This is a genomic window from Mesorhizobium sp. WSM1386 (assembly GCF_055901595.1).
Genome location: NZ_CM148373.1, coordinates 1,263,975 through 1,283,736, shown reverse-complemented (window position 1 = coordinate 1,283,736; position 19,762 = coordinate 1,263,975). Strand labels below are relative to the sequence as shown.

General features: G+C 63.7%; 23 protein-coding genes and 1 pseudogene. 9 read left to right on the top strand and 15 right to left on the bottom strand.

Annotation, left to right across the window (positions count from 1 at the left end):
* Positions 1 to 26: 26 nt before the first annotated feature.
* The 6 genes from AC0NIH_RS06255 to ybgC form a co-directional block, all read right to left on the bottom strand.
* Positions 27 to 1,184 carry a TonB family protein gene (locus tag AC0NIH_RS06255; protein ID WP_473462775.1) on the bottom strand — a complete coding sequence of 386 codons (1,158 nt, stop codon included), beginning with the start codon at positions 1,182 to 1,184 and terminating at the stop codon, positions 27 to 29.
* Positions 1,185 to 1,192: 8 nt separating this feature from the next.
* The gene (tolR, locus tag AC0NIH_RS06250) at positions 1,193 to 1,645 is read right to left on the bottom strand and encodes a protein TolR (protein WP_013892535.1); all 453 of its coding nucleotides are present in this window, start codon (positions 1,643 to 1,645) and stop codon (positions 1,193 to 1,195) included.
* 12 nt (positions 1,646 to 1,657) lie between these two features.
* Complete coding sequence (gene tolQ, locus AC0NIH_RS06245) at positions 1,658 to 2,368, bottom strand: protein TolQ (RefSeq protein WP_023766137.1); 711 nt, start codon at positions 2,366 to 2,368, stop codon at positions 1,658 to 1,660.
* Positions 2,369 to 2,700: 332 nt separating this feature from the next.
* Positions 2,701 to 2,841, bottom strand: coding sequence for a hypothetical protein (locus AC0NIH_RS06240; protein ID WP_473462772.1), 141 nt, complete (start codon positions 2,839 to 2,841; stop codon positions 2,701 to 2,703).
* A 105-nt stretch (positions 2,842 to 2,946) separates the two neighbouring features.
* Positions 2,947 to 3,222, bottom strand: coding sequence for a type II toxin-antitoxin system ParD family antitoxin (locus AC0NIH_RS06235; RefSeq protein WP_473462770.1), 276 nt, complete (start codon positions 3,220 to 3,222; stop codon positions 2,947 to 2,949).
* A gap of 151 nt (positions 3,223 to 3,373) precedes the next feature.
* Positions 3,374 to 3,847: a tol-pal system-associated acyl-CoA thioesterase gene (gene ybgC, locus AC0NIH_RS06230; RefSeq protein ID WP_287270779.1), complete on the bottom strand. Its 474-nt coding sequence runs from the start codon at positions 3,845 to 3,847 to the stop codon at positions 3,374 to 3,376.
* Between the two features lie 55 nt (positions 3,848 to 3,902).
* Here ybgC and AC0NIH_RS06225 point away from each other — a divergent pair, with 55 nt between their 5' ends.
* Positions 3,903 to 5,153: a glycoside hydrolase family 5 protein gene (locus AC0NIH_RS06225; RefSeq protein WP_473462768.1), complete on the top strand. Its 1,251-nt coding sequence runs from the start codon at positions 3,903 to 3,905 to the stop codon at positions 5,151 to 5,153.
* 8 nt (positions 5,154 to 5,161) lie between these two features.
* On the opposite strand, the gene AC0NIH_RS06220 is transcribed toward AC0NIH_RS06225, so the two are convergent.
* From AC0NIH_RS06220 to rcdA, 5 genes are all read right to left on the bottom strand, one after another.
* Entirely contained in the window at positions 5,162 to 6,058 is an 897-nt protein-coding gene (locus AC0NIH_RS06220) for a metallophosphoesterase (protein WP_473462766.1), read from the bottom strand.
* A 161-nt stretch (positions 6,059 to 6,219) separates the two neighbouring features.
* On the bottom strand, positions 6,220 to 7,257 hold the full coding sequence (gene ruvB, locus AC0NIH_RS06215; protein ID WP_352705878.1) for a Holliday junction branch migration DNA helicase RuvB: 1,038 nt from the start codon (positions 7,255 to 7,257) through the stop codon (positions 6,220 to 6,222).
* A gap of 43 nt (positions 7,258 to 7,300) precedes the next feature.
* Positions 7,301 to 7,921, bottom strand: coding sequence for a Holliday junction branch migration protein RuvA (gene ruvA, locus AC0NIH_RS06210; protein WP_023777657.1), 621 nt, complete (start codon positions 7,919 to 7,921; stop codon positions 7,301 to 7,303).
* 13 nt (positions 7,922 to 7,934) lie between these two features.
* Positions 7,935 to 8,447, bottom strand: a complete 513-nt coding sequence (gene ruvC / locus AC0NIH_RS06205; RefSeq protein ID WP_473462762.1) for a crossover junction endodeoxyribonuclease RuvC — start codon at positions 8,445 to 8,447, stop codon at positions 7,935 to 7,937.
* 62 nt (positions 8,448 to 8,509) lie between these two features.
* Positions 8,510 to 9,043, bottom strand: coding sequence for a protease adaptor protein RcdA (rcdA, locus tag AC0NIH_RS06200; protein ID WP_473462760.1), 534 nt, complete (start codon positions 9,041 to 9,043; stop codon positions 8,510 to 8,512).
* Positions 9,044 to 9,619: 576 nt separating this feature from the next.
* Between rcdA and AC0NIH_RS06195 the strand changes: the two genes are divergently transcribed.
* Positions 9,620 to 10,171 (top strand): DUF2269 family protein, encoded by a 552-nt coding sequence (locus AC0NIH_RS06195; protein WP_023777655.1) that lies wholly within the window; start codon positions 9,620 to 9,622, stop codon positions 10,169 to 10,171.
* A 41-nt stretch (positions 10,172 to 10,212) separates the two neighbouring features.
* On the opposite strand, the gene AC0NIH_RS06190 is transcribed toward AC0NIH_RS06195, so the two are convergent.
* The 3 genes and pseudogenes from AC0NIH_RS06190 to AC0NIH_RS06180 form a co-directional block, all read right to left on the bottom strand.
* A complete protein-coding gene (locus tag AC0NIH_RS06190) occupies positions 10,213 to 10,983 on the bottom strand; it encodes a sulfite exporter TauE/SafE family protein (protein WP_023777654.1) in 771 nt (256 codons plus the stop codon).
* 119 nt (positions 10,984 to 11,102) lie between these two features.
* Positions 11,103 to 11,830: pseudogene (locus AC0NIH_RS06185) on the bottom strand (class I SAM-dependent methyltransferase).
* 110 nt (positions 11,831 to 11,940) lie between these two features.
* On the bottom strand, positions 11,941 to 12,390 hold the full coding sequence (locus AC0NIH_RS06180) for an Lrp/AsnC family transcriptional regulator (protein ID WP_013892523.1): 450 nt from the start codon (positions 12,388 to 12,390) through the stop codon (positions 11,941 to 11,943).
* Positions 12,391 to 12,522: 132 nt separating this feature from the next.
* Here AC0NIH_RS06180 and AC0NIH_RS06175 point away from each other — a divergent pair, with 132 nt between their 5' ends.
* The 3 genes from AC0NIH_RS06175 (at position 12,523) to AC0NIH_RS06165 (ending at position 15,240) form a co-directional block, all read left to right on the top strand.
* Positions 12,523 to 13,407, top strand: a complete 885-nt coding sequence (locus AC0NIH_RS06175; protein ID WP_473462756.1) for a DMT family transporter — start codon at positions 12,523 to 12,525, stop codon at positions 13,405 to 13,407.
* A gap of 140 nt (positions 13,408 to 13,547) precedes the next feature.
* Positions 13,548 to 14,195, top strand: coding sequence for a thiamine phosphate synthase (locus AC0NIH_RS06170; protein ID WP_473462754.1), 648 nt, complete (start codon positions 13,548 to 13,550; stop codon positions 14,193 to 14,195).
* A 1-nt stretch (position 14,196) separates the two neighbouring features.
* Positions 14,197 to 15,240: a tetratricopeptide repeat protein gene (locus AC0NIH_RS06165; RefSeq protein ID WP_473462751.1), complete on the top strand. Its 1,044-nt coding sequence runs from the start codon at positions 14,197 to 14,199 to the stop codon at positions 15,238 to 15,240.
* A 15-nt stretch (positions 15,241 to 15,255) separates the two neighbouring features.
* Here the strand turns inward: AC0NIH_RS06165 and AC0NIH_RS06160 are convergent, their stop codons facing one another.
* Positions 15,256 to 16,272, bottom strand: coding sequence for a zinc-dependent alcohol dehydrogenase family protein (locus tag AC0NIH_RS06160; RefSeq protein ID WP_473462749.1), 1,017 nt, complete (start codon positions 16,270 to 16,272; stop codon positions 15,256 to 15,258).
* Positions 16,273 to 16,379: 107 nt separating this feature from the next.
* Between AC0NIH_RS06160 and AC0NIH_RS06155 the strand changes: the two genes are divergently transcribed.
* From AC0NIH_RS06155 to trhA, 4 genes are all read left to right on the top strand, one after another.
* Positions 16,380 to 17,243: a LysR family transcriptional regulator gene (locus tag AC0NIH_RS06155; protein WP_473462747.1), complete on the top strand. Its 864-nt coding sequence runs from the start codon at positions 16,380 to 16,382 to the stop codon at positions 17,241 to 17,243.
* A gap of 139 nt (positions 17,244 to 17,382) precedes the next feature.
* The gene (efp, locus tag AC0NIH_RS06150; protein ID WP_013892519.1) at positions 17,383 to 17,949 is read left to right on the top strand and encodes an elongation factor P; all 567 of its coding nucleotides are present in this window, start codon (positions 17,383 to 17,385) and stop codon (positions 17,947 to 17,949) included.
* Positions 17,950 to 18,033: 84 nt separating this feature from the next.
* Positions 18,034 to 18,834, top strand: a complete 801-nt coding sequence (locus tag AC0NIH_RS06145; protein WP_473462744.1) for an inositol monophosphatase family protein — start codon at positions 18,034 to 18,036, stop codon at positions 18,832 to 18,834.
* A 151-nt stretch (positions 18,835 to 18,985) separates the two neighbouring features.
* Entirely contained in the window at positions 18,986 to 19,690 is a 705-nt protein-coding gene (gene trhA, locus AC0NIH_RS06140; RefSeq protein WP_473462742.1) for a PAQR family membrane homeostasis protein TrhA, read from the top strand.
* The last annotated feature ends 72 nt before the right edge of the window (positions 19,691 to 19,762 follow it).

Here is a 19,762-nt window from a genome sequence, read left to right as displayed (position 1 = left end):
TCATACTGATTTTCGGATAACCGGGCCTAAAGGCCGAGCATTTCCCGTGGATCGAAGGTGACCCGGATGTCGTTCCAGATGTCTTGCTTGCCGGCGGGAACCTGCAGCCCGGCCACGTCGCATTTCTGCACCGCACGGACCGCGCTCTCATCGAACTGCCGGTTGCCGCTCGATTTTTCGACGGACGGACGACCATCGAGCTTGCCGGAGTTGTCCAGGTTGAAGCGCACCACCACGACGAAACTCTCCGAGCCCTCCAGCCCGGCCGGCAGCGTCCAGCAGCCGCCCAGCTGGCTTTCCAGAGCTCCCTGTTCCGACTTCGAGAGCTTCTGGCCTTGATCCTTGTCACCGCCGAGCGAGGCTTGCTGGGTCGAACGCTTGGCGCCGCCGCCGGACGGCTTCTGCTTGTCGAGGAGAGCAGAGATTTCGTCGGCGTTGAACTGCTTGTCGTCGGACTTTGGCTTGGACGACGCTTCCTTGACCGGCTTGTCGGCATCCTTGCGGTCCGGTGCCTTGGCGCTTTCCGCCTGTGCCGGCTGCGGCTTCGGCCGCGCTTCCGGCGCCGGCGCCGAACTCGGCAATTGGGTCTCTTCGGTCGGCGGGTCCTTCGCTATGGCCTCGGCGACCGCATCAGGCTTGACCTCGGGCGTCGGATCGATAGCGGCGGTCTTGTCCTGCGGCGGCGGGGTCGGCGCCGGCTTGGCCGGCGTCGGCTTGGGCTCCACCTGCTTGACCGGCTCGGGCTTGACCTCTTCCTTGGGCTGCGGCGCCGGCGCCACCTCCGTCGCCGGAATCGGTTTCGGCTTTTCCTGCGGCTTCGGCACGTCTTCGGTCTTCGGCGTTTCCTTGGGAGTCGGTGCGGGTGGCGGAGCCGAGGTCGTATCGACCGGCTTGGGCTTGGCTTCCGGCGTTATCGGCTTGTCGGTGTCGACGCTGTTCTCGCCGACCTTCTGCGCATTCGGCACGATATCGGGACGCTGCGTCGGCAACGGCGCCGGCTTTTCATGCATCACGGCCTCCTTGTCGCCCTGCAATGTCTGCGCGATGGCTTCCATCGGCACGATATCGACCGCGACCGACTCGACATCGGCCGACGGCAGCGCGGCCGGAGCCGACAGGGTGAACAGGCCGAAGGCCAGCACCGCCGTGTGCAGGATCACCGATGTGGTGAGGCCGGTCTTCATCGTCTTGTCTACTGATCCTGTTCCTGCAGTGAAACCAGGCCGATGTTCTTGTAGCCGGCGGCCGAAATGCGGGCCATCACCTTCATCGCCGTGCCGTAGTCGGTGGATTTGTCGCCACGAATAAAGATGCGCTCCTCATAGCCGGTCTTCGAGATCGCCTGCAGCTTGGCCACCAACTCCTCGATCGGAATCTCGGTCTCCTGCAGATAGATCTTACCCGCGGCATCGATCGAGACGGTTATCGGCTGCGTGTCGGCGTTCATCGCCTTGGCTTGTGTGTCCGGCAGATCGATCGGCACGCCGACCGTCAGCATCGGTGCGGCGACCATGAAGATGATCAAAAGCACCAGCATGACGTCGACCATCGGCGTGACGTTGATTTCCGACATCAGCCCATGGTGACGGCCGCGCCGCCGGTGGCCGCGTCCGCCGCGCCCTGCCATGCCTACGGACATACCCATCTTTTGTGCTCCTCAGGCCTTCGGCGCGACTTTTTCATCGATTTGGCGCGAGAGTATGGCGGAGAACTCGTCGGAGAACCCTTCCATGCGCACCGCTATCTTGCTCGCGTCGGACGACAGTTTGTTGTAGGCGATGACGGCGGGAATGGCGGCGAGCAGGCCGATGGCCGTCGCCAGCAGCGCTTCGGCGATACCGGGCGCCACCACCGCAAGGCTGGTGTTCTTGGAGCCGGCGATGGCCTGGAACGAGGTCATGATGCCGATGACGGTGCCGAACAGGCCGATAAAGGGGGCGGCCGAGCCGGTGGTGGCAAGGAAGCCGAGGCGCCCCTCCAGCTTCTCCATCTCGCGGGTCAGCGCCAGGTCCATGGCCTTGTCGATGCGGGTTTGCAGCCCGAGCGGCGTTTTTGCACCTTTCTCGAAGCTCTTCTTCCACTCGCGCATGGCGGCGACGAAAATGGCGCCCATACCTGACGTCTTGCGGTCGGCGAGCGTGCGGTAGAGTTCCTCCAGCGACTGCCCGGACCAGAAGACCTGCTCGAAGCGGTTGAGAGCCAGCCGCATGCGGCCATAGGCAACCAGCTTGTCGATGATGATCGCCCAGGTCCAGACCGAGGCACAAAGCAGCCCGATCATGACCAGCTTGACCACCCAGCTGGCCTGCATGAACAGCGCCCAAATCGACAATTGCGCGCCCGGTTCGGCGAGTGCGATATTTTCCATCGTTACGTCCTTAAGATTTCCGGGCGAAGCTGGCGGCTGGCCCCTGGCATCCCTTGTGGTCGGTTCGCACGAAGCTACCGGGCACCCCAAGTCGAGCCTTTCGCGGCCTTTTCGGGGCAAATATTGGTGAAAGGAAGGCGTTGGATAACGCCAATCTTCACCAACCTCTTCATGAACCGTTATGGTTAAGGATGGGTTAGTCCGTAAGGCGCGGCGCATTGCCGCGCCCGATGGCGTGGCCGGGGCGCAGACATAAGGGCAGACATAAGGTTTGTGCGATGCGGCTAGAAGTCCGTTTCGTCCACATAATAGGTGGGGTAGTCCTGCCCGCCTTAGAGGATACGCAGGATCAGCACCTGCTCTGCGTCGACCCGAAACAGGATCGACGCACGACGTTCGAAGCCGACGACGCGGACGCCGGATCCGATGGCGTCGCGAACGACGCCACGTTCCGGGAACATGGATGGTGCCATGCACGCCGCCTCAATGCGAGCCGCCGGCACGCGGCACCGCTTTCCTTTTCGATGTAATTGTAAATGGCAAAGAGATCGGACTGCGCCGAGGGTCTGAAAATGACCCTATGCGTCACGCTTGGCGACCTTCATCCGGTCCGCTTGGTGCTCGCGCAATGCCTTGAACACGTCCTCTGCAGGGATGTCCGGGCGCGGATCATCTAGAGCCTCCTTCACCTTGGCTCGCATGATGGCGGCGATGACCTGTTCCTCGCGGTCAAGGGCGCGAAGCGCGGCACGCATGACTTCGCTCGCGGAATCATACGCTCCCGACGCCAGTCGGGCGTCGAGGCTGCTCTGCTGGCGTCCAAGCGTCACGCTTATGGGCTTGCTGGTTCTCATGGCGAATGTTTCCTCGTGCCTCCTTCACAGCACAGTGTATGACGCTGTCATACTATTTTCTGACGCGCCACCCGGCTTTCTGACGCGCCACCCCGGCTGAAAACCGGGTTGATGAGCTTTAGCGCCGCTAGGGGCAATCCGTTCAATCAGCCTACGCAGCAGACTTGGGCATGAACGCCGCGATCCATTCCTTGGGGAAGCGTCTCGGCCGGCCATTCTCGCCTATAATCGCCGCTTCGACCTTGGCTTCGACCAGCACCTCGTCGCCGCGTTTGAGCTGCTGCGCCATGAAGATGCGAGCTCCGGAAATGGCCTCGGTACGGGTGTCGACGGTCAGGATGTCGTCGATGCGGGCGGGGATGCGGAAGTCGATCTCCATGCGCCGCACCACCCAGACTATTCTTTCGCCATGCTTGCCATCGGCAAGTTCGGTGTGATGCACGCCGGTGAGCCTGAGATAGTCCGAGCGGCCGCGCTCGAGAAATTCGAGATAACGCGCGTGGTAGACGACACCCGAAAAATCGGTGTCGGCATAGTAGACCCGCGCCATCAGCCGATGACCGGACGCCGTCAGCGCACCGGAAAGCCCGGCCAGCAGCGTCGCCGATTCACCATGATCGCCCATTGCGCTTCCTTTTTCAGTCGCGGCGAGGCACCTGTTCCCCGTGACCTAGCATCGGATGGCACTGTTGACAGCGATGATCAAGAGTTTGATGGCGGCGCTGCTGGTGCTGGCTGCCCTGTCGCTGCCTGGCCATGCGGCGACCTTCTCGATGAAGCGCGGTCTCAATCTCGACCAGTGGGTCACCTGGCCCGGCGAAGATCAATGGAGCGACGCCAAGGCCATCCTGCCCTATCCCGAGTGGCGCAAATTCCTTGGGGAAGACGATCTCAGGAGGCTGAAGGACGCCGGCTTCGATTTCCTGCGCATGCCGGTTGACCCGTCGCCCTTGCTATCCGACCAGACGACAGCGTTGCGCGACGATCTTTATGCCAGCGTGCTGGACTCGGTGCGCATGATCAACCGCGCCGGCCTGAAGGTGATCGTCGACATGCATCTGATCCCCGCCGGCGGCAGCCGCAAGATCGGCATGGCTGAGGTGATGGACGACCCGCGGACCTTCGACCTTTATGTCGACATGGTGCGCAAGATGGCCCGCACCCTGGCCGGTGAGGATCCCAGGAAGGTCGCCTTCGAATCGATGAACGAACCGATCGTCGATTGCGACAGCGAGGGCACCAGCCTGTGGCCCGAACGCCAGCAGAAATTGTTCGCCGCCGCAAGATCCTCTGCAACGAAACTCACCCTGGTGCTGACCGGCGCCTGCTATTCCGCTGCGTCGTCGCTGGAGAAGATCGATCCGAAGGCCGTCCCCGACGACAATGTCATCTGGACCTTTCATTCCTACGATCCGTTCCTGCTCACCCACCAAGGCGCGACCTGGGCCGGCGACTTCATCCCCTATGTGACCGGCCTGCCCTATCCGCTGACATCAGTGCCGAAGGCGCAGCTCGAAATGACGCTCGACACCATCCGCGCCCGGATTAAGGCCGAGGCGCCATGGACACGGCAGAGCGGCCTGCTTGCCTATCTCGGCGAACAGGTCGCCAGCATGGACAGCCCCGACAAGCTCGACGGCCTTATGGATGCGCCGTTCAAGAAGGCCGAGGCATGGGCGAAGGCCAACGGCATTAAGCCGGAAAACATCACGCTGGGCGAGTTCGGCATGATCCGCCAGGAACACGGCAATTCCTACGTGATGCCGCCCGAGTATCGAGCCGCCTATGTCAAGGACATGATCGCCCGCGCCGAGGCGCACGGTTTCTCATGGTCGGTGTGGAGCTATGGCGGCGCGTTCGGCATCGTCGACGCCTTCAATGGCGACAAGGCCGAGCCGGACGTGATGAAGGCAATCCGCAACCTGCGCTGAACCACGCATCAGCCAAGGTCGATCGACAGGATTTCCGGACGCATTCCGAAACGGATGGGCAAATTGCTGAAGCCAAGTCCGCCTGAGACGATCAGGTTGCGGTCGCTTTCCACGATATGGCCGTAGGCGTAGCGATTGCCGTAACGCGACGGCACGATCGGCGAATAACCGAACAGCCGCACCTGCCCGCCATGGGTGTGTCCCGACAGCGTCAGCGAAACCCGCCACGGCACTTTCGGGAAGACATCCGGCTCGTGCGCCAGCAAGATGACAGGCGAGCTATCGCTGACCTTGGCCAGCGTGCCGTCGAGATCGTCCAGCCCCTTGGGCCTGTCGCCCTTTTTGGTCGGCAGCAGGGCCAGCTGATCGGCAAGCCCCGCGATCCAGACACCATGCCCATCCTTTTCCAGGCGCACGGCATCGTTTTCGAGCACCGGAATGCCGACTTTCTCCAATGCCTTGCGCGCGATCGTCGGACCAACCCCTGCCCGTTGCGCGAAGCCGTCATTCCACCAGTCGTGGTTGCCAAGGATAGACAGCACGCCGAGCGGCGCCTTGAGCCCTGACAGGGCGCCCGCCCATTGCGGTGGCGTCACTCTTTGCGAAACCAGGCGCATGCCGGCGATGTAGTCGCCAAGCAGCACGATCAGGTCCGGTTGCAAGGCATTCGCCTCTTCGACAAGCGATGCGATGCGCTCCTGCGTCATCCACGGCCGGCAGGCATGGATGTCGGCCAGGGCGACGACACGCAGCTTCAACCCCGCCGGCCAGTGCGGCGGCGTCAGCGCATAGCGCTTCACATGCGTCAGCAGCATCGGCTCGATGCCGACCGCATAGGCGCTGAACGCGGCGACCGACAGGAACGACCCGCCCATGAAGCGCAGGAACCCGCGTCTGGTTATCATTCTGTGGCTCCGGCATTTGGATCGCGGCGTCGTGCCGCGAGGCAGCGCCGATAAAGTCCACGATTGCGCCGGCAAATCGGCAAAGACGAGTAGATTTTGCGCAGGGCGTTCACAGATGCTTGATCATTGGGTCTGGAACCCGCGCCTGATCATTGGCGCCGCTACTCTTCCTGGAACAGGTTGATCTGCTGCTGCGCCAGATCCTTCGGCGCGTCGAGACCGAGGTGGCGCCAGGCATTGGCCGTCAGCACGCGTCCGCGTGGCGTGCGCTGGATGAAGCCCTGCTGGATCAGATAGGGCTCGATGATGTCCTCGATGGCATCGCGCGGTTCGGACAGGCCGGCCGCGATCGTCTCGATGCCGACCGGCCCGCCGCCGAAATTGCGAGCGATCATGGAGAGATAGCGCCGGTCGAGCGCATCGAGGCCGAGTGCGTCGACCTCCAGCCGGGTCAGGGCCTCATCGGCGATCAGGCGGTCGACATGGCCGTCGCCGGCCACGGAGGCGAAATCGCGCACGCGGCGCAGCAGCCGGCCGGCGATGCGTGGCGTGCCGCGTGCGCGCCGCGCGATCTCGAGTGCGCCATCATCGCCGAGCGGCATCTGCAGGATGCGCGCACCGCGCCGCACGATCTGTTCCAATTCCTCGACCGTGTAGAAATTAAGCCGCACCGGAATGCCGAAACGGTCGCGCAGCGGATTGGTGAGCAGGCCAAGCCGCGTCGTGGCGGCGACCAGCGTGAACCGGGCAAGGTCGATCTTGACCGAACGCGCCGCCGGCCCCTCGCCGATGATCAGGTCGAGCTGGAAATCCTCCATCGCCGGGTAGAGGATTTCCTCCACCGCCGGGTTCAGCCGGTGGATCTCGTCGATGAACAGCACGTCGCCTTCTTCGAGATTGGTGAGCAGTGCGGCGAGATCGCCGGCTTTGGCGATGACCGGCCCGGAGGTCGAGCGGAAATTGACGCCGAGTTCGCGCGCCATGATCTGCGCCAGCGTGGTCTTGCCGAGCCCCGGCGGGCCGACGAACAGCACATGGTCGAGCGCCTCGTTGCGGCCCTTGGCGGCCTCGATGAACACTTTGAGGTTGGCTCGCACCGCCGCCTGGCCGACGAAATCGTCAAGCGTCTGCGGCCGCAAGGTCTGCTCGGCATCCTCGCCGCGTTTTTCCGGAGCAATCAGGCGGGGCGCTAGGCTCATGCCGTCTTCCTCGCATATGGCCGGGAAACGGACAAGCGAGCCCTCACCGCGCCAGTTCCTTCAGCCCGAAGCGGATCAGCTTCGAGGCGTCCGCGTCCTCGCCCGCCGTTTTCAGCGCCGCCGATACCGCATTGGCGGCGGTGTCGCGCGAATAGCCGAGGTTGACCAGCGCCGAGACGGCATCGGTGATCGGCGCGGGCGCCACGCCCTCGCCGAGCTCCTGCTTAAGGCCGATGGTGCCGGAGGCGGCGCCTGCATAGGCCGGCGCCTTGTTCTTCAACTCGGTGACGATGCGCTCGGCCACTTTCTTCCCGACACCCGGTGCGCGCGAAACCATGGCGATGTCGCGCAGCGCGATCGCATTGGCGAGGTCGGCCGGCGTCAGCGTCGACAGGATGGCCAGAGCCACCTTGGCGCCGACGCCCGGCACATTGTTCATCAGCAGCCGAAACCACTCGCGCTCGAGCTGCGACTGGAAGCCATAAAGCCGCAGCATATCCTCTCGCACATAGGTCTCGATGAACAGCACCACCGCTTCGCCCGGAGAAGGCAGTGCTGCCAACGTGCGCGCCGAGCAATAGGCGACATAGCCGACGCCATGGATGTCGACGAGGCAATGATCCTCGTCGATCTCGTCCAACGTGCCCTTGAGCTTGCCGATCATTCCGCAAAGCCTCTCATGATGCCAATGCCGCCATCCGATAAGCAACGCTTTGCCGATGATGCGTGTGGCAAATCGCGATCGCCAGCGCGTCCGCGGCATGTTCGGTGTCGAAGGTCGCCTTCGGCAGCAGCACCTTCACCATCATGTGGATCTGCTTCTTGTCGCCATGGCCGACGCCGATCACCGCCTTCTTGACGGCGTTGGGCGCGTATTCGGCGACGACGAGGCCGGCGCGCGCCGGCACCAGCATGGCGATGCCGCGCGCCTGGCCGAGCTTCAGCGTCGCCACCGCGTCCTTGTTGACGAAGGTCTGTTCGACGGCCGCTTCGTGCGGCATGGCCGCATGCAGAACCTCGGCGAGCCCGTCATGCAACTGGCAAAGCCGCGTTGCCAGTGCCGCCTTGTCCTCGGAGCGCACGGTGCCGGAAGCGACGAAGCGCAAGGAATTACCGAGGCTCTCGACGATGCCCCAGCCGGTGCGCCTGAGCCCCGGATCAATCCCGATAATGCGAATCGCGTCCCCCATCCGGCGAGTTTACCTCCGGCGGACAGCGATGCCAGCAAAATGTGAACAAACCAGAAACGGAGCTAATTGCGAGCGAAAGCTGTGTTCAGCAGGCTGATCTGGTCCGAAACCGGATTGGCCCGGCGGGCCACGGGCTGCATGTCTACCATGGCGCTGGCGCCGTAGATCTCCTCGTCCATGCGGCGCACCAGCGCCTGCAGGCGCAGCGAGCGGGTGACGAGGTCGAGGAAATCGTCGGGCAGTTCGGCCCAGCCGGCCGCCTCGTCATGGGCGGAAGCCGTGTCGAGGCGCACCTTGGATTTTTCCGAAGCGACCTGGTCGCGGGTCATCTCGCCGGAATTGGCCGCGCGCTGCAAAAGCAGCCACGAGGCAACCTGCATCAGCCTGGTGGTCAGCCGCATCGATTCGGCAGCATAGAGCGTGGCGGCCAGCCGCGACAGCTTCTTGGCCTCGGCCCGGCCCTTGCCGTCGAGATATTCCGCTGCCTGTTCGACCAGGCCCATGCCTTCCTGGTAGAGCGGTTTGAAGGAGTGCGAAAAAACCCGGCGCTCCGCCAGTTTGACGGTTTTCGCACTGCCCTTCGAAGCCTCGTTCATGGATACGCCCCTGCACTTGCAACCGGCCGATTCGGCTCACTGCCGATACACCCGGGACCCTAGATGACTGAAGCTTGAAAATGCGCTTCGCCAGGGGTGAAGGCAAGCACATGTTTAACAGAAGGTTAACAGCGATCCCCTGCGCGCAATGTCGCTGGAATGCGGACAAAAAAAGAGCCGCGGATAAGGCGGCTCTCAGGAGTTTAACAGGGAGGCGTCAAACAAAGTGGCTCCAACCACTCGGTAAGAATCCAGATCACTGGATGGACATAGTAAACGCCTGTAAAGCTTAATGGACCCTTAACGGCACCGATGTTTTTTGACCGAACGCCCCGCTCCTGTGCCGTAACAGCACACGGACCGAGCCTCGCTTCAGGCCCGGAGCCTGTTTCGAAATTCGCTCCGGCGAAACCGCGCACCGGGCTGTTGCCGGGAGCCGCCGGTCGACCTGCCGAAACACAGGCGGTTTTTCGCGACATCGTTCCGAAACAGGCGGCACGCTAAACGCCCGCTCCTCTGACGGCTGGCGCATGTCCGCTCCGCCGCGGCAACCCGGAAATATCCCAGGAGCAACCGATGGACTGGTATTCGATCGTCAAATTTCTCCACATCGTCTCAGCCACCTTGTGGGTCGGCGGCGGCTTCGTACTGTTTCTGCTCGGTATGATTGCCGAGCGCGCCGGCAACATCGAGGACAAGCTTCAGGCGATGCGTGCCAGTGGGCAGTTGGGCGGGCGCTTCTTCGCACCGATGTCGATGCTTACCTTGCTCTTCGGCCTTGTCATGTGCGGCTTCTGGGTTGGCTTCTCCGATCTTTGGATCATCATCGGCCTGGTCGGCTACGCCACCACCTTCTCGATCGGCATGTTCATCTTCAAGCCCACCGGCGAGCGCATGGCTGCGATGATCGCCACGGAAGGCGTCACGCCTTCCCTGCTTGCCATTGGCCAGCGCATGATGAGCACGGCACGCTTCGACTATGCGGTGATGCTGGTGATCGTCGCCGACATGGTGCTCAAGCCGACCGCGGATGACATCGGCATTCTCGCCGGCATGGTGCTGGTCCTGGTGGCGGGCGCCATGCTGGCCTTCGGCGGAAGCCGTCGCCTTGTGCCCAGCGCCGCCTGATCCCGCAGACGGTGAGGGCGGCTGAACAGCCGCCTCGCCTGTTATATGAGGCCTGCGATGCCGTCCCACAGCAGCTTCAGCGCCACCACTGCCACCGTGGCGTAGGTGAAGGGGTAAAAAATCTCCGGCCGCATGCGCCGTACCAGCCAGGCGCCGGCGATCGTCGACAGCGGCGCCAGCGGCATCAGCACGGCGGACGCCGTCAGGTTGGCGGTGTCGAACTGGCCGAGTGCGAAATAGGGCACGAGCTTCAACGCATTGGTGGCGGCAAAGAAGATCGCCGCCGTGCCCGAGAGCACCTTGGGGTCCAGCCGGATCGGCAAGGCATAGACCTGGAAGGGCGGCCCGCCGACATGCGCGACGAAGCTGGTGAAGCCGGCAACGGTTCCCCATAGGGCGGCAGCCACGCGGTTGGGTTCGGCGGCATGGCTCGAGCCATGCCGAAACTGCAAATAGAGCCAGCGCAGCACGAAGATGATGGCGACGGCGCCGACGATCAGCCGCACCGCTTCCTCGGTGACCAGGGCTGCTGTCAGCCAGCCGAGGCCGATGCCGATGACGGCGCCCGGCATCATGTCGACCAGCATCTTGCGGTCGTAAACACCCCACCAAGTCCACACCGAAACGATGTCCATCAGGCACAGGATGGGCAGCAGGATGGCCGCCGCCTGCACCGGCGGCATGGTCAATGCCATCAGCGGCACGCCGACGAAGCCGACGGCGCCGCCGAACCCGCCCTTGGACAGGCCGACCAGAATGACCGCCGGAATGGCGGCCGCGTAGAACCACGGATCGAGAAGCAGGCCTGACATGGGGAGGGACTGGTCTGGAGGGAAAGTGCGTCAACGGCCTGAATAGCCTAGAATTGCGCGTCGGGCGACTGCAAATCCGGGTCGCCCGCCGCGCACCCGGCCAATGGCTGGCGCCGACCCTATCGCCGGGCCGAAACCAGCAGGAACATCGGCCGCTCGAGCTCTTCCGCCAGTTCCGGCCTGGCCGCGATCTGGTCGGCCGTCGGACAGAAATCCTCGACATGCTCTATGGTGAAGCCTGACCGGATCAGGCTGTTCAGCGTGGTGCCCATCGTGCGGTGATATTTGACCACGCCCTTGGCAAGCCAGTCGGTCTGGCGAGGCCTTCCACCAGATACTGGTCGACGGGCCACGTTTTGCGGCTTTCGGCATCGACCAGCCAGCTGGGTTTGGTCGGAGCCATGTAGATCGGATGTTCCGTCGAGAAGACGAAATGGCCGCCGGGCGAAAGGGCTCGATGCACCGTCCCGAACAGCCGCGCGACGTCCTCGACATAGTGGATCGCAAGCGAGCTGTAGGCGAGATCGAAGGCGCCTTGCGGCAGGCTGAGCTGATCGAGATCGGCCCGCTCATAGGTGATGCCGGTGTCCGGGCTGGCGGCTCTCGCCCGGGCGAGCATCTTCTCCGACAGGTCCAGCCCAAGAACTTCTCGCGCCCCATTCTCATGCGCCCAGCGGCAGAACCAGCCGAAGCCGCAGCCGAGATCGACAACCCGCAAGCCGCCGATTTCAGGCAGCATCGCCCGCAGCGCCGGCCATTCGGCAGCACCCTCCAGGCCTTCGACCGAACGGCCAAGCTGGCTGTAGCCGGCGAAGAAATCCGGCTGGTCGTAGATATTCTGAACCATGTTTTCCTCGTTGTCAGGCAATCATCGTTCCCGGACAATCATCTGGTGGAAGACTGACATTTGGTGGGCTGGCCGCGCATTTCCACCTCGGCCACGCGGTGTCAAGGCAATCAGGCCGACGGTGCCCCGAGCGGTGGTGGCCGCCGCCGGATCGGCTGCGCCTTGATGATGGCGGTGCTGGTCTCGGCCTTGTCGGCGATGCGGTCGAGAATGCCGTCGAGATCACCGATCGAGCGCACGAACAGTCGCGCGACGAAGCAGTCATCGCCCGTCACCTTGTCGCATTCGCCAAACTCGGCAATCTCCTCGATCAGCTTCTGGACGATGTGCAGCTTGCCCGGCAAAGGCTTGATGCGCACGATCGCTTGCAGCGTATAGCCGAGCGCCAGCGGATCGATCTCGACCGTGAACGCCCGGATGACGCCACGCTCCTCAAGCCGCCGAAGCCGCTCCGAAACACTCGGCGACGACAGCCCGACCTGGGCCGCCAGATCCTTCAGCGAGGTCCGCGCGTCCCTTACCAGGATTTCGAGGAGATTTCGGTCGAGATCGTCAAGCATTTCAGATTTCTCGCAAATTCGGAGTGGACACCTAATATAATTAGGTCCTCTACCCGTATTCCCTTTTTCAGATGATGGAAAGCACCCGCGCCGCATGAGATCATGCAGCCTCAACGGTTTGAGAGGTCCATCATGAACGATACGGTACGCGGCACGATCGAAATGTCCGCCGCCATGGCGATCCTTGGAACGATCGGCTGGTTCGTGATCATGTCCGGCCAGCCGATCATGGATGTGGTGTTCTGGCGCTGCGCATTCGGCGCGCTGACGCTGCTGATCATCTGTGCCTCGCTCGGATTGTTGCGCAACGGACTGCCGCTGCGCGTCATCGGCCTCGCCGCGCTTGGCGGTGCCGCCATCGTCATCAACTGGGTTCTGCTCTTCAGCGCTTTCTCCCGCGCGTCGATCTCCATCGCCACCGCCGTCTACAACACCCAGCCCTTCATGCTGGTCGGCTTCGGCGCGCTCTTCTTCGCCGAGCGGCTGACCCTGACCAAACTGACCTGGCTGACAATAGCCTTCGCCGGCATGGTGCTGATCGTCGGTGCCGCCCCTGACGCCGGCGATGTCGGCACCAACTATTTCGCCGGCATCCTGATGGCGCTGGCCGCGGCCTTCTTCTGGGCAGTCGCTGCCATCGTCACCAAGAAGCTCAAGGGCACGCCGCCGCATTTGATCGCGCTCATCCAGGTCTGTGTCGGCGTCGTCATGCTGGCGCCCTTCGCCAATCTCTCGCATCTCCCCGCCGACCCATGGAGCTGGGCCATGCTGGCCACGCTGGGCATCGTCCACACCGGCCTGATGTACATCCTGATGTATGGCGCCATCCAGAAACTGCCGACACACCTGCAGGGATCGCTGTCCTTCATCTATCCGGTCGTCGCCATCCTGGTCGATGTCACCGCCTTCGGCCATCGCTTGCATCTCAGCCAGGTCGTCGGCGCCGCCGCCATTTTGGTTGCCGCCGCCGGGATGAATCTCGGCTGGACGCTGTGGAGGTCGCGAGCCCCGGCCTGACGACCGCAACCGCTCACGAGATACCTGGAGGCGTTTCGACCAGCGATCCCGTCCCTCCGCCTGTTCAAAGCGGGCAGTTTGCTCTATGCCGCAATCCAACCATCTTCGCCCGGCATAGGCGAAACCCGGGATCAAGAACCATGAACGACGCCACGCCTCCCAACCGCTGCCGCATTGTGCTGATCGCGCCGCCAGGCGTGCCGGCGGACCGTATCGCGGCCGCATTCGACGGCGGCGACGTCGCCTCGCTGATCCTGCCGGAGAACGGCATGGACGAGGCCTCCTTCCAGGCCTTTGCCGAACAAATCGTGCCGGCGGCGCAGGCCGCGGGCGTGGCCGTCATCATCGCCGGCGACACCCGGATCGCCGGCCGTGTCCAGGCCGACGGCATCCATGTCGAGGTTTCCAAGGCCGAGCTCGCCGAAACGATTGGGCATTTCCAGGCCAAGATGATGGTCGGTACCGGCGGCGCCAAGACGCGTGACGATGCGCTTGAGCTTGGCGAGACGCGGCCCGACTACATCTTCTTCGGCCGCTTCGGCTACGATAACAAGCCCGAGCCGCACCCGCGCAACCTGTCGCTGGGGCGATGGTGGGCCGACATGATCCAGATCCCCTGCATCGTCATGGCTGGATCCGACCTCGCATCCATCGAGACGGTGGCCGACACCGGCGCCGAATTCGTCGCCCTGTCCAGCGCGGTGTTCGCCGACGGCGTCGATCCGCAGGCGGCGATCGCCCTAGCCAACGCGTCGCTCGACGAAACCGCGCCACGCTTCGAGGATTGACGTGGCGTCGGCAAGGCTTCCCCTTCAGGCCCTGCTTGCGGCGGTCATGATCCAGACCGCTGCCACCGCTGAAACGGTATCCTTGCCGCACCCCAAGCCGGATACCGGCATGCATACCGACAAGCCGATCGAAAACCAGCTGCCGCAGCCCGCCACCACCGCGGAGCCCGCGCCCTTGCCCTCGGCCGACGACGTCAACCCCGACCGCTTCGGCGCCAAGCCGGCGGACGCGGCCTATGGCGCCTTCCAGCGCGGGCTCTACAAGACCGCCTACAACCTCGCGCTGGTCCGCGCCCAAAACGGCGACCCGGCGGCGCAGACGCTGGTGGCCGAGATCCTGTCGCGCGGGCTCGGCGTGCCGCTCAATGCGGCGGAGGCGGCGAAATGGTATGCGCTTGCCGCCGAACAGGGCGTGCCGGAATCTCAGTTCCAGTACGCGCTGATGCTGCTCGACGGGCGCTACGTCAAGAAGGACGAGAAGGAGGCCTATGCGCTGATGCAGGCCGCCGCCGAAGCCGGCAACCGGCTGGCGCAATTCAATTTCGCGCAGATGCTGGTCCAGCAGGATCCCGGCGACGCAGGCTGGAGCAAGGCGGTCTCCTACTATGAGCGCGCCGCAGCGACCGGCCTCGCCGACGCGCAGTACGCCATGTCCCAGATCTATGCCAACGGCGTCGGCGGCAAGACCCGCGACGACGCGCACGCAAGGCGCCTGTTGGCGCAGGCCGCGCGGCAGAACTACGACACCGCGCAGATCGACCTCGCCGCCTGGATGATCGAGGGCCGCGGCGGCGCGCGCGACCTGAAATCCGCCTTCGGCTGGACGAAGCAGGCAGCCGAAGGCGGCAATGTCGCCGCCGAGAACCGCCTGGCGAAACTCTATATGGAAGGCATCGGAGTCGACCCCGACCTGGTGCTCGCCGCCGCCTGGTACATCGTCGCGCGCCGCGCCGGTCTCATCGATCCTCAGATGGATGATTTCCTGCAAGGGCTGAGCGACGACCAGACCAAGCAGGCCTTGCAGAAGGCGAACCGCCTGCCTTGAGACTGGCTCATGCGGTCATTGGATGTGATCCAGGACGACCTTGCCAAAGGGTGATCCGTGTTCGAGGTGCCGGAAGGCCGCGGCCGCATCCTGCCAGGCAAACACCTTGTCGATCATGGGTTTCATCCGGTTGACGGTCATGCCTCGGTTCATCGCCTCGAAGGACTCGCGCGAACCGACCGGTATGCCGCGCGCCCTGACCTGGCGGCGAAAGATGTCGAGCGGATTGATCGACCCTTCGCTGCCGCCGAGATAGCCGATGACGTTGATCTGGGCACCGCGCGCCGCAGCCTTCAACGATTGGTCGAAGCTTTGTGGTCCGCCGACTTCAATGATGTGGTCGGCACCACGGCCATCGGTCAGCGCCAGCACCGCCCCCGCCCAGTCCGGATCGCTGCGGTAGTTGATGCCGTCATGCGCGCCAAGCGCCTTAGCCCGCGTGAGCTTGTTGTCGCTGCTTGAGGTGACGATCACGCGTGCGCCCGCTGCCGCGGCGAACTGCACAGCAAACAGCGACACGCCGCCAGTGCCCAAACTGAGCACCGTATCGCCCGGCTTCATCCGGCCTTCAGTGAACAGCGCATGCCAGGCCGTGACCGCGGCGCAAGGCAAAGTCGCCGCTTCGACATCGCTCAGATGCGGTGGCGCAAGCACGGCTGCCTGTTCGTCCAGCCGCGCGAACTCGCTGAGCAGACCATCGATGGGACCGCCACGCTGATAGGAAGGTTCGGCCATGGCAAAGCTGCCGCCGACCCAGCGCTGCCAGAACGTGCCGCAGACGCGGTCGCCGGCCTTGAAGCGGGTCACTTCGGCGCCAACCGCAACCACTTCGCCGACACCGTCCGAAAGCGGAATCAGCGGCAGCGCAAAGGCAGTGTGGTAGCTGCCACGGGCGATTTCGACATCCCGGTAGTTGAGCGCGGTCGCCCTGACCCTGATGATCATCTCCTGGCGGCCTGGTTCCGGCATCGGCCGCTCCACCGGTCTGAGATTTTCGATGCCGCCGGGGGCCTGCAATTCGATGGCCTTCATTGTGTTCCCTTTCCTTTTGGCAACCCGCCAAGGGAAAATCGCTTGCCTGCGCGCCGATTTCAAATTCATAATAATCAGAATGATTATGCATCTGGAGTATTTCGACGATGCTGGAGGAACTGCGCACCCTTGTTCTCTTTGCTGAGGAAGGTTCGATCCAGAATGTGGCCCGCCGCCTGCCTTTGACGCAGCCGGCCGTTACCCGGCAGATCCAGCGGCTGGAAGAGATGCTTGGGACCACGCTTCTCGATCGTCGGCAGAAGCCTCCGCGCCTGACGGCAGCGGGATCGGAGGTGCTGGCGCGTGCAAAGCACATACTGGCTTCGGTCCAGGCTCTGAAGGCGTTCGCTGCAGATGCCGAGCCGCAAGGCGTACTGCGTGTCGGCCTGGCACACGGTTTGTCCGACGCAAGCGTCGCCGGCGCTATCGCCGGCGCGGCTGCTGCGTTCCCCAAACTATCGCTGCGGCTCAAGACCGGCTGGAGCGCGGAACTCATCGAGCAATTCGAACGCGGCCAACTCGACGCGGCGATCGTTCTGCGACCTGCCGATCATCAGTGCTCGGACGCGCTCGGCATCGAACGTCTCTGCATCGTGCAGGCTGGCGGCACCGAAACCCATCTTGCAGACGCTGGGACTCACATGTCTTGGGTTCTTAGCCCCGAGCCCTGCGACGCGCGTCAGAAACTCCTCTCAAGTTTGGGCGGCGAACGGCATCGGCTCGTTGTGGCGGCCGAAATTCAGGATCCGGCAATGCAGATGGAGTGGGTACGTCGTGGGCACGGCCTCGGCCTGATGCCATTGCGGCTCGCGGCGCGAGGACTTCCCGACGGCCTCGCGCTTGTCGATATCGAAAATTTAGATCTTTCACTGCAGGTCGTGGCGCTTCGCTCTCCGCACCTCAACCGGCTGGCGAATGCCGCGGATGCCATTGCAAAGGCCGTCGGCGAAGCCATCAAAATCGAGACCTGATGCCGGCTGGCAGGCCAGAGCCGATCCCGCGTCCCTTGCCTCTCCGGGCGAATTGTGGTCTTGGAAGCCCGAAATCGCTTTCCCAGCGACAATCCCATACCAACGGCTGGCCGTTGGCAGCATCCCGGATCACCTCATCATGGCCAAGATCAACGGCAACGAAATCCGTCCCGGCTACGTCATCGAGCACGATGGCGGCCTCTGGGTGGCGGTCAGGACCAACACCGTCAAGCCCGGCAAGGGCGGCGCCTACAACCAGGTTGAGCTGAAGAACCTCATCAACGGCACCAAGCTCAACGAGCGCTTCCGCTCGGCCGAGACGGTCGAGCAGATCCGCCTCGACCTGAAGGATTTTTCCTTCCTCTACGAACAGGACGACGCGCTGGTGTTCATGGACACCCAGAGCTACGAGCAGCTCGAATTGAACAAGGACTTCGTCGGCGACCGCGCCGCCTTCCTGCAGGACGGCATGATGGTGACGGTGCAGCTTTACGAGGAAAGGCCGATCGGCATCTCGCTGCCCGACTACGTGACCCTGGCCATCACCGAGGCGGACCCGGTGGTGAAGGGCCAGACGGCGGCATCCTCCTACAAGCCGGCGGTGCTGGAGAACGGCATCCGCGTTCTGGTGCCGCCCTTCATCGGCGCCGGCGAACGCATCATCGTCGACACCAACGAAATCACTTACGTGCGCCGCGCCGACTGATGCATGTCGCCCAAAAGTGGCCCCGGTTTTGGGTCACCGACATGCATCAAGACAGAGTTTAATGCGGGCACAGGAAGACATACGATGGCACGCTCAGCCCTTCTCAACGTCATGGTCCAGGCCGCAATGAAGGCCGGCCGCTCGCTGTCGCGCGACTTCGGCGAGGTCCAGAACCTGCAGGTCTCGATGAAGGGGCCGGGCGACTATGTCAGCCAGGCCGACCGCAAGGCCGAGGACATCGTCTTTGCCGAACTGTCGAAGGCACGCCCGGGCTACGGCTTCCTGATGGAAGAGCGCGGCGTCGTCGCCGGCGACGACAGCCAGCACCGCTGGATCGTCGATCCGCTCGACGGCACCACCAATTTCCTGCACGGCATTCCGCTGTTCGCCGTCTCGATCGCGCTTGAGCGCCAGGGCCAGATCGTCGCCGGCGTCATCTACAATCCGGCGATGGACGAACTCTATACGACCGAGCGTGGCGGCGGCGCCTTCCTGAACGACCGTCGTCTGCGCGTCGCTGGCCGCACCAAGCTCGTCGACGCAGTGATCGGCTGCGGCGTGCCGCATCTGGGACGCGGCCAGCACGGCAATTTCCTGATCGAGCTGCGCCACGTCATGGCCGAGGTCTCCGGCGTCAGGCGTCTTGGCTCGGCTTCGCTCGATCTCGCCTATGTCGCCGCCGGCCGCATGGATGGGTTTTGGGAAATCGGCCTGTCGGCCTGGGACATCGCCGCTGGCCTGCTCCTCATCCGCGAGGCGGGCGGCTTCGTCTCCGACATGGATGGCGGACAGGACATGCTGGACCATGGTTCGGTCGTCGCCGGCAACGAGATCATCCAGCGCGCGCTGCTGAAGACGGTGAAAAAGCCTTTCGCGCCCCGCTGAAGCAATTCCGGGAAAGGCGCGCAGCGCTTTCCCTGGGGAATTGCGTAAAGGCACAAATGCCGCCGCGCTGAACCGCCGCAGTCGCAAAACCGCAACCAAAGCTTGAAATACTGTCCGGCGGCTGCCCAGATAGGGTGACGCAGGATCATCGATGACGAACACACCGCCGCAACTCGAAATCCCGGCCGCACTCCAAATCCCCTTTGTCGGGCGCTGGCACTACTCCCGCGCGGAGATGATCGCCGACGGCATCGTCCATACGGTCGGCATCGTGCTGGCGATCGCGGCCGGCTCGGCGTTGCTGGCGCTGGCGGCATCTCGGGTCGGGCCAGGCGAATACATTGCCGCCGCCTTCTATGTCGTCTCGCTGCTCACCGTTCTGTCGGTATCGCTGACCTACAATCTGTGGCCGGTGACCTCGCCGGTGAAATGGGTCCTGCGGCGTTTCGATCACGCCGCGATCTATCTCCTGATCGCGGCCACCTACACGCCGTTTCTGGCACAGCTCGACGGCTCGCCGCTGGCCAATTGGATGATCGCGTTGGTCTGGGTCGCGGCGGCAACGGGCATCGCCATCAAGGTGTTCTTCCCCGGCCGCTTCGACCGCCTGGCGATCGTCTTCTATCTCGCCATCGGCTGGAGCGGGGTCGTGCTGGTCAAGCCGCTCGTCGAGACGCTGCCGACGACGTCGATCGGGCTCATTGTCGCCGGTGGCGTCGTCTATTCCTGCGGTGTCGTTTTCTTCGCCTGGAAGGGACTGCGCTTCCACAACGCTCTGTGGCACGGCTTCGTCGTCACCGGCGCCGGCTTGCATCTGGCAGCCATGGTTGACTGTCTGGTGATAAACCGCCTCTAATCCTGGATACCGATTTCGGTTTGCATGTCGGATGGACGCGCTGCACATTAGCCCCATGGCAATATTGCCAAG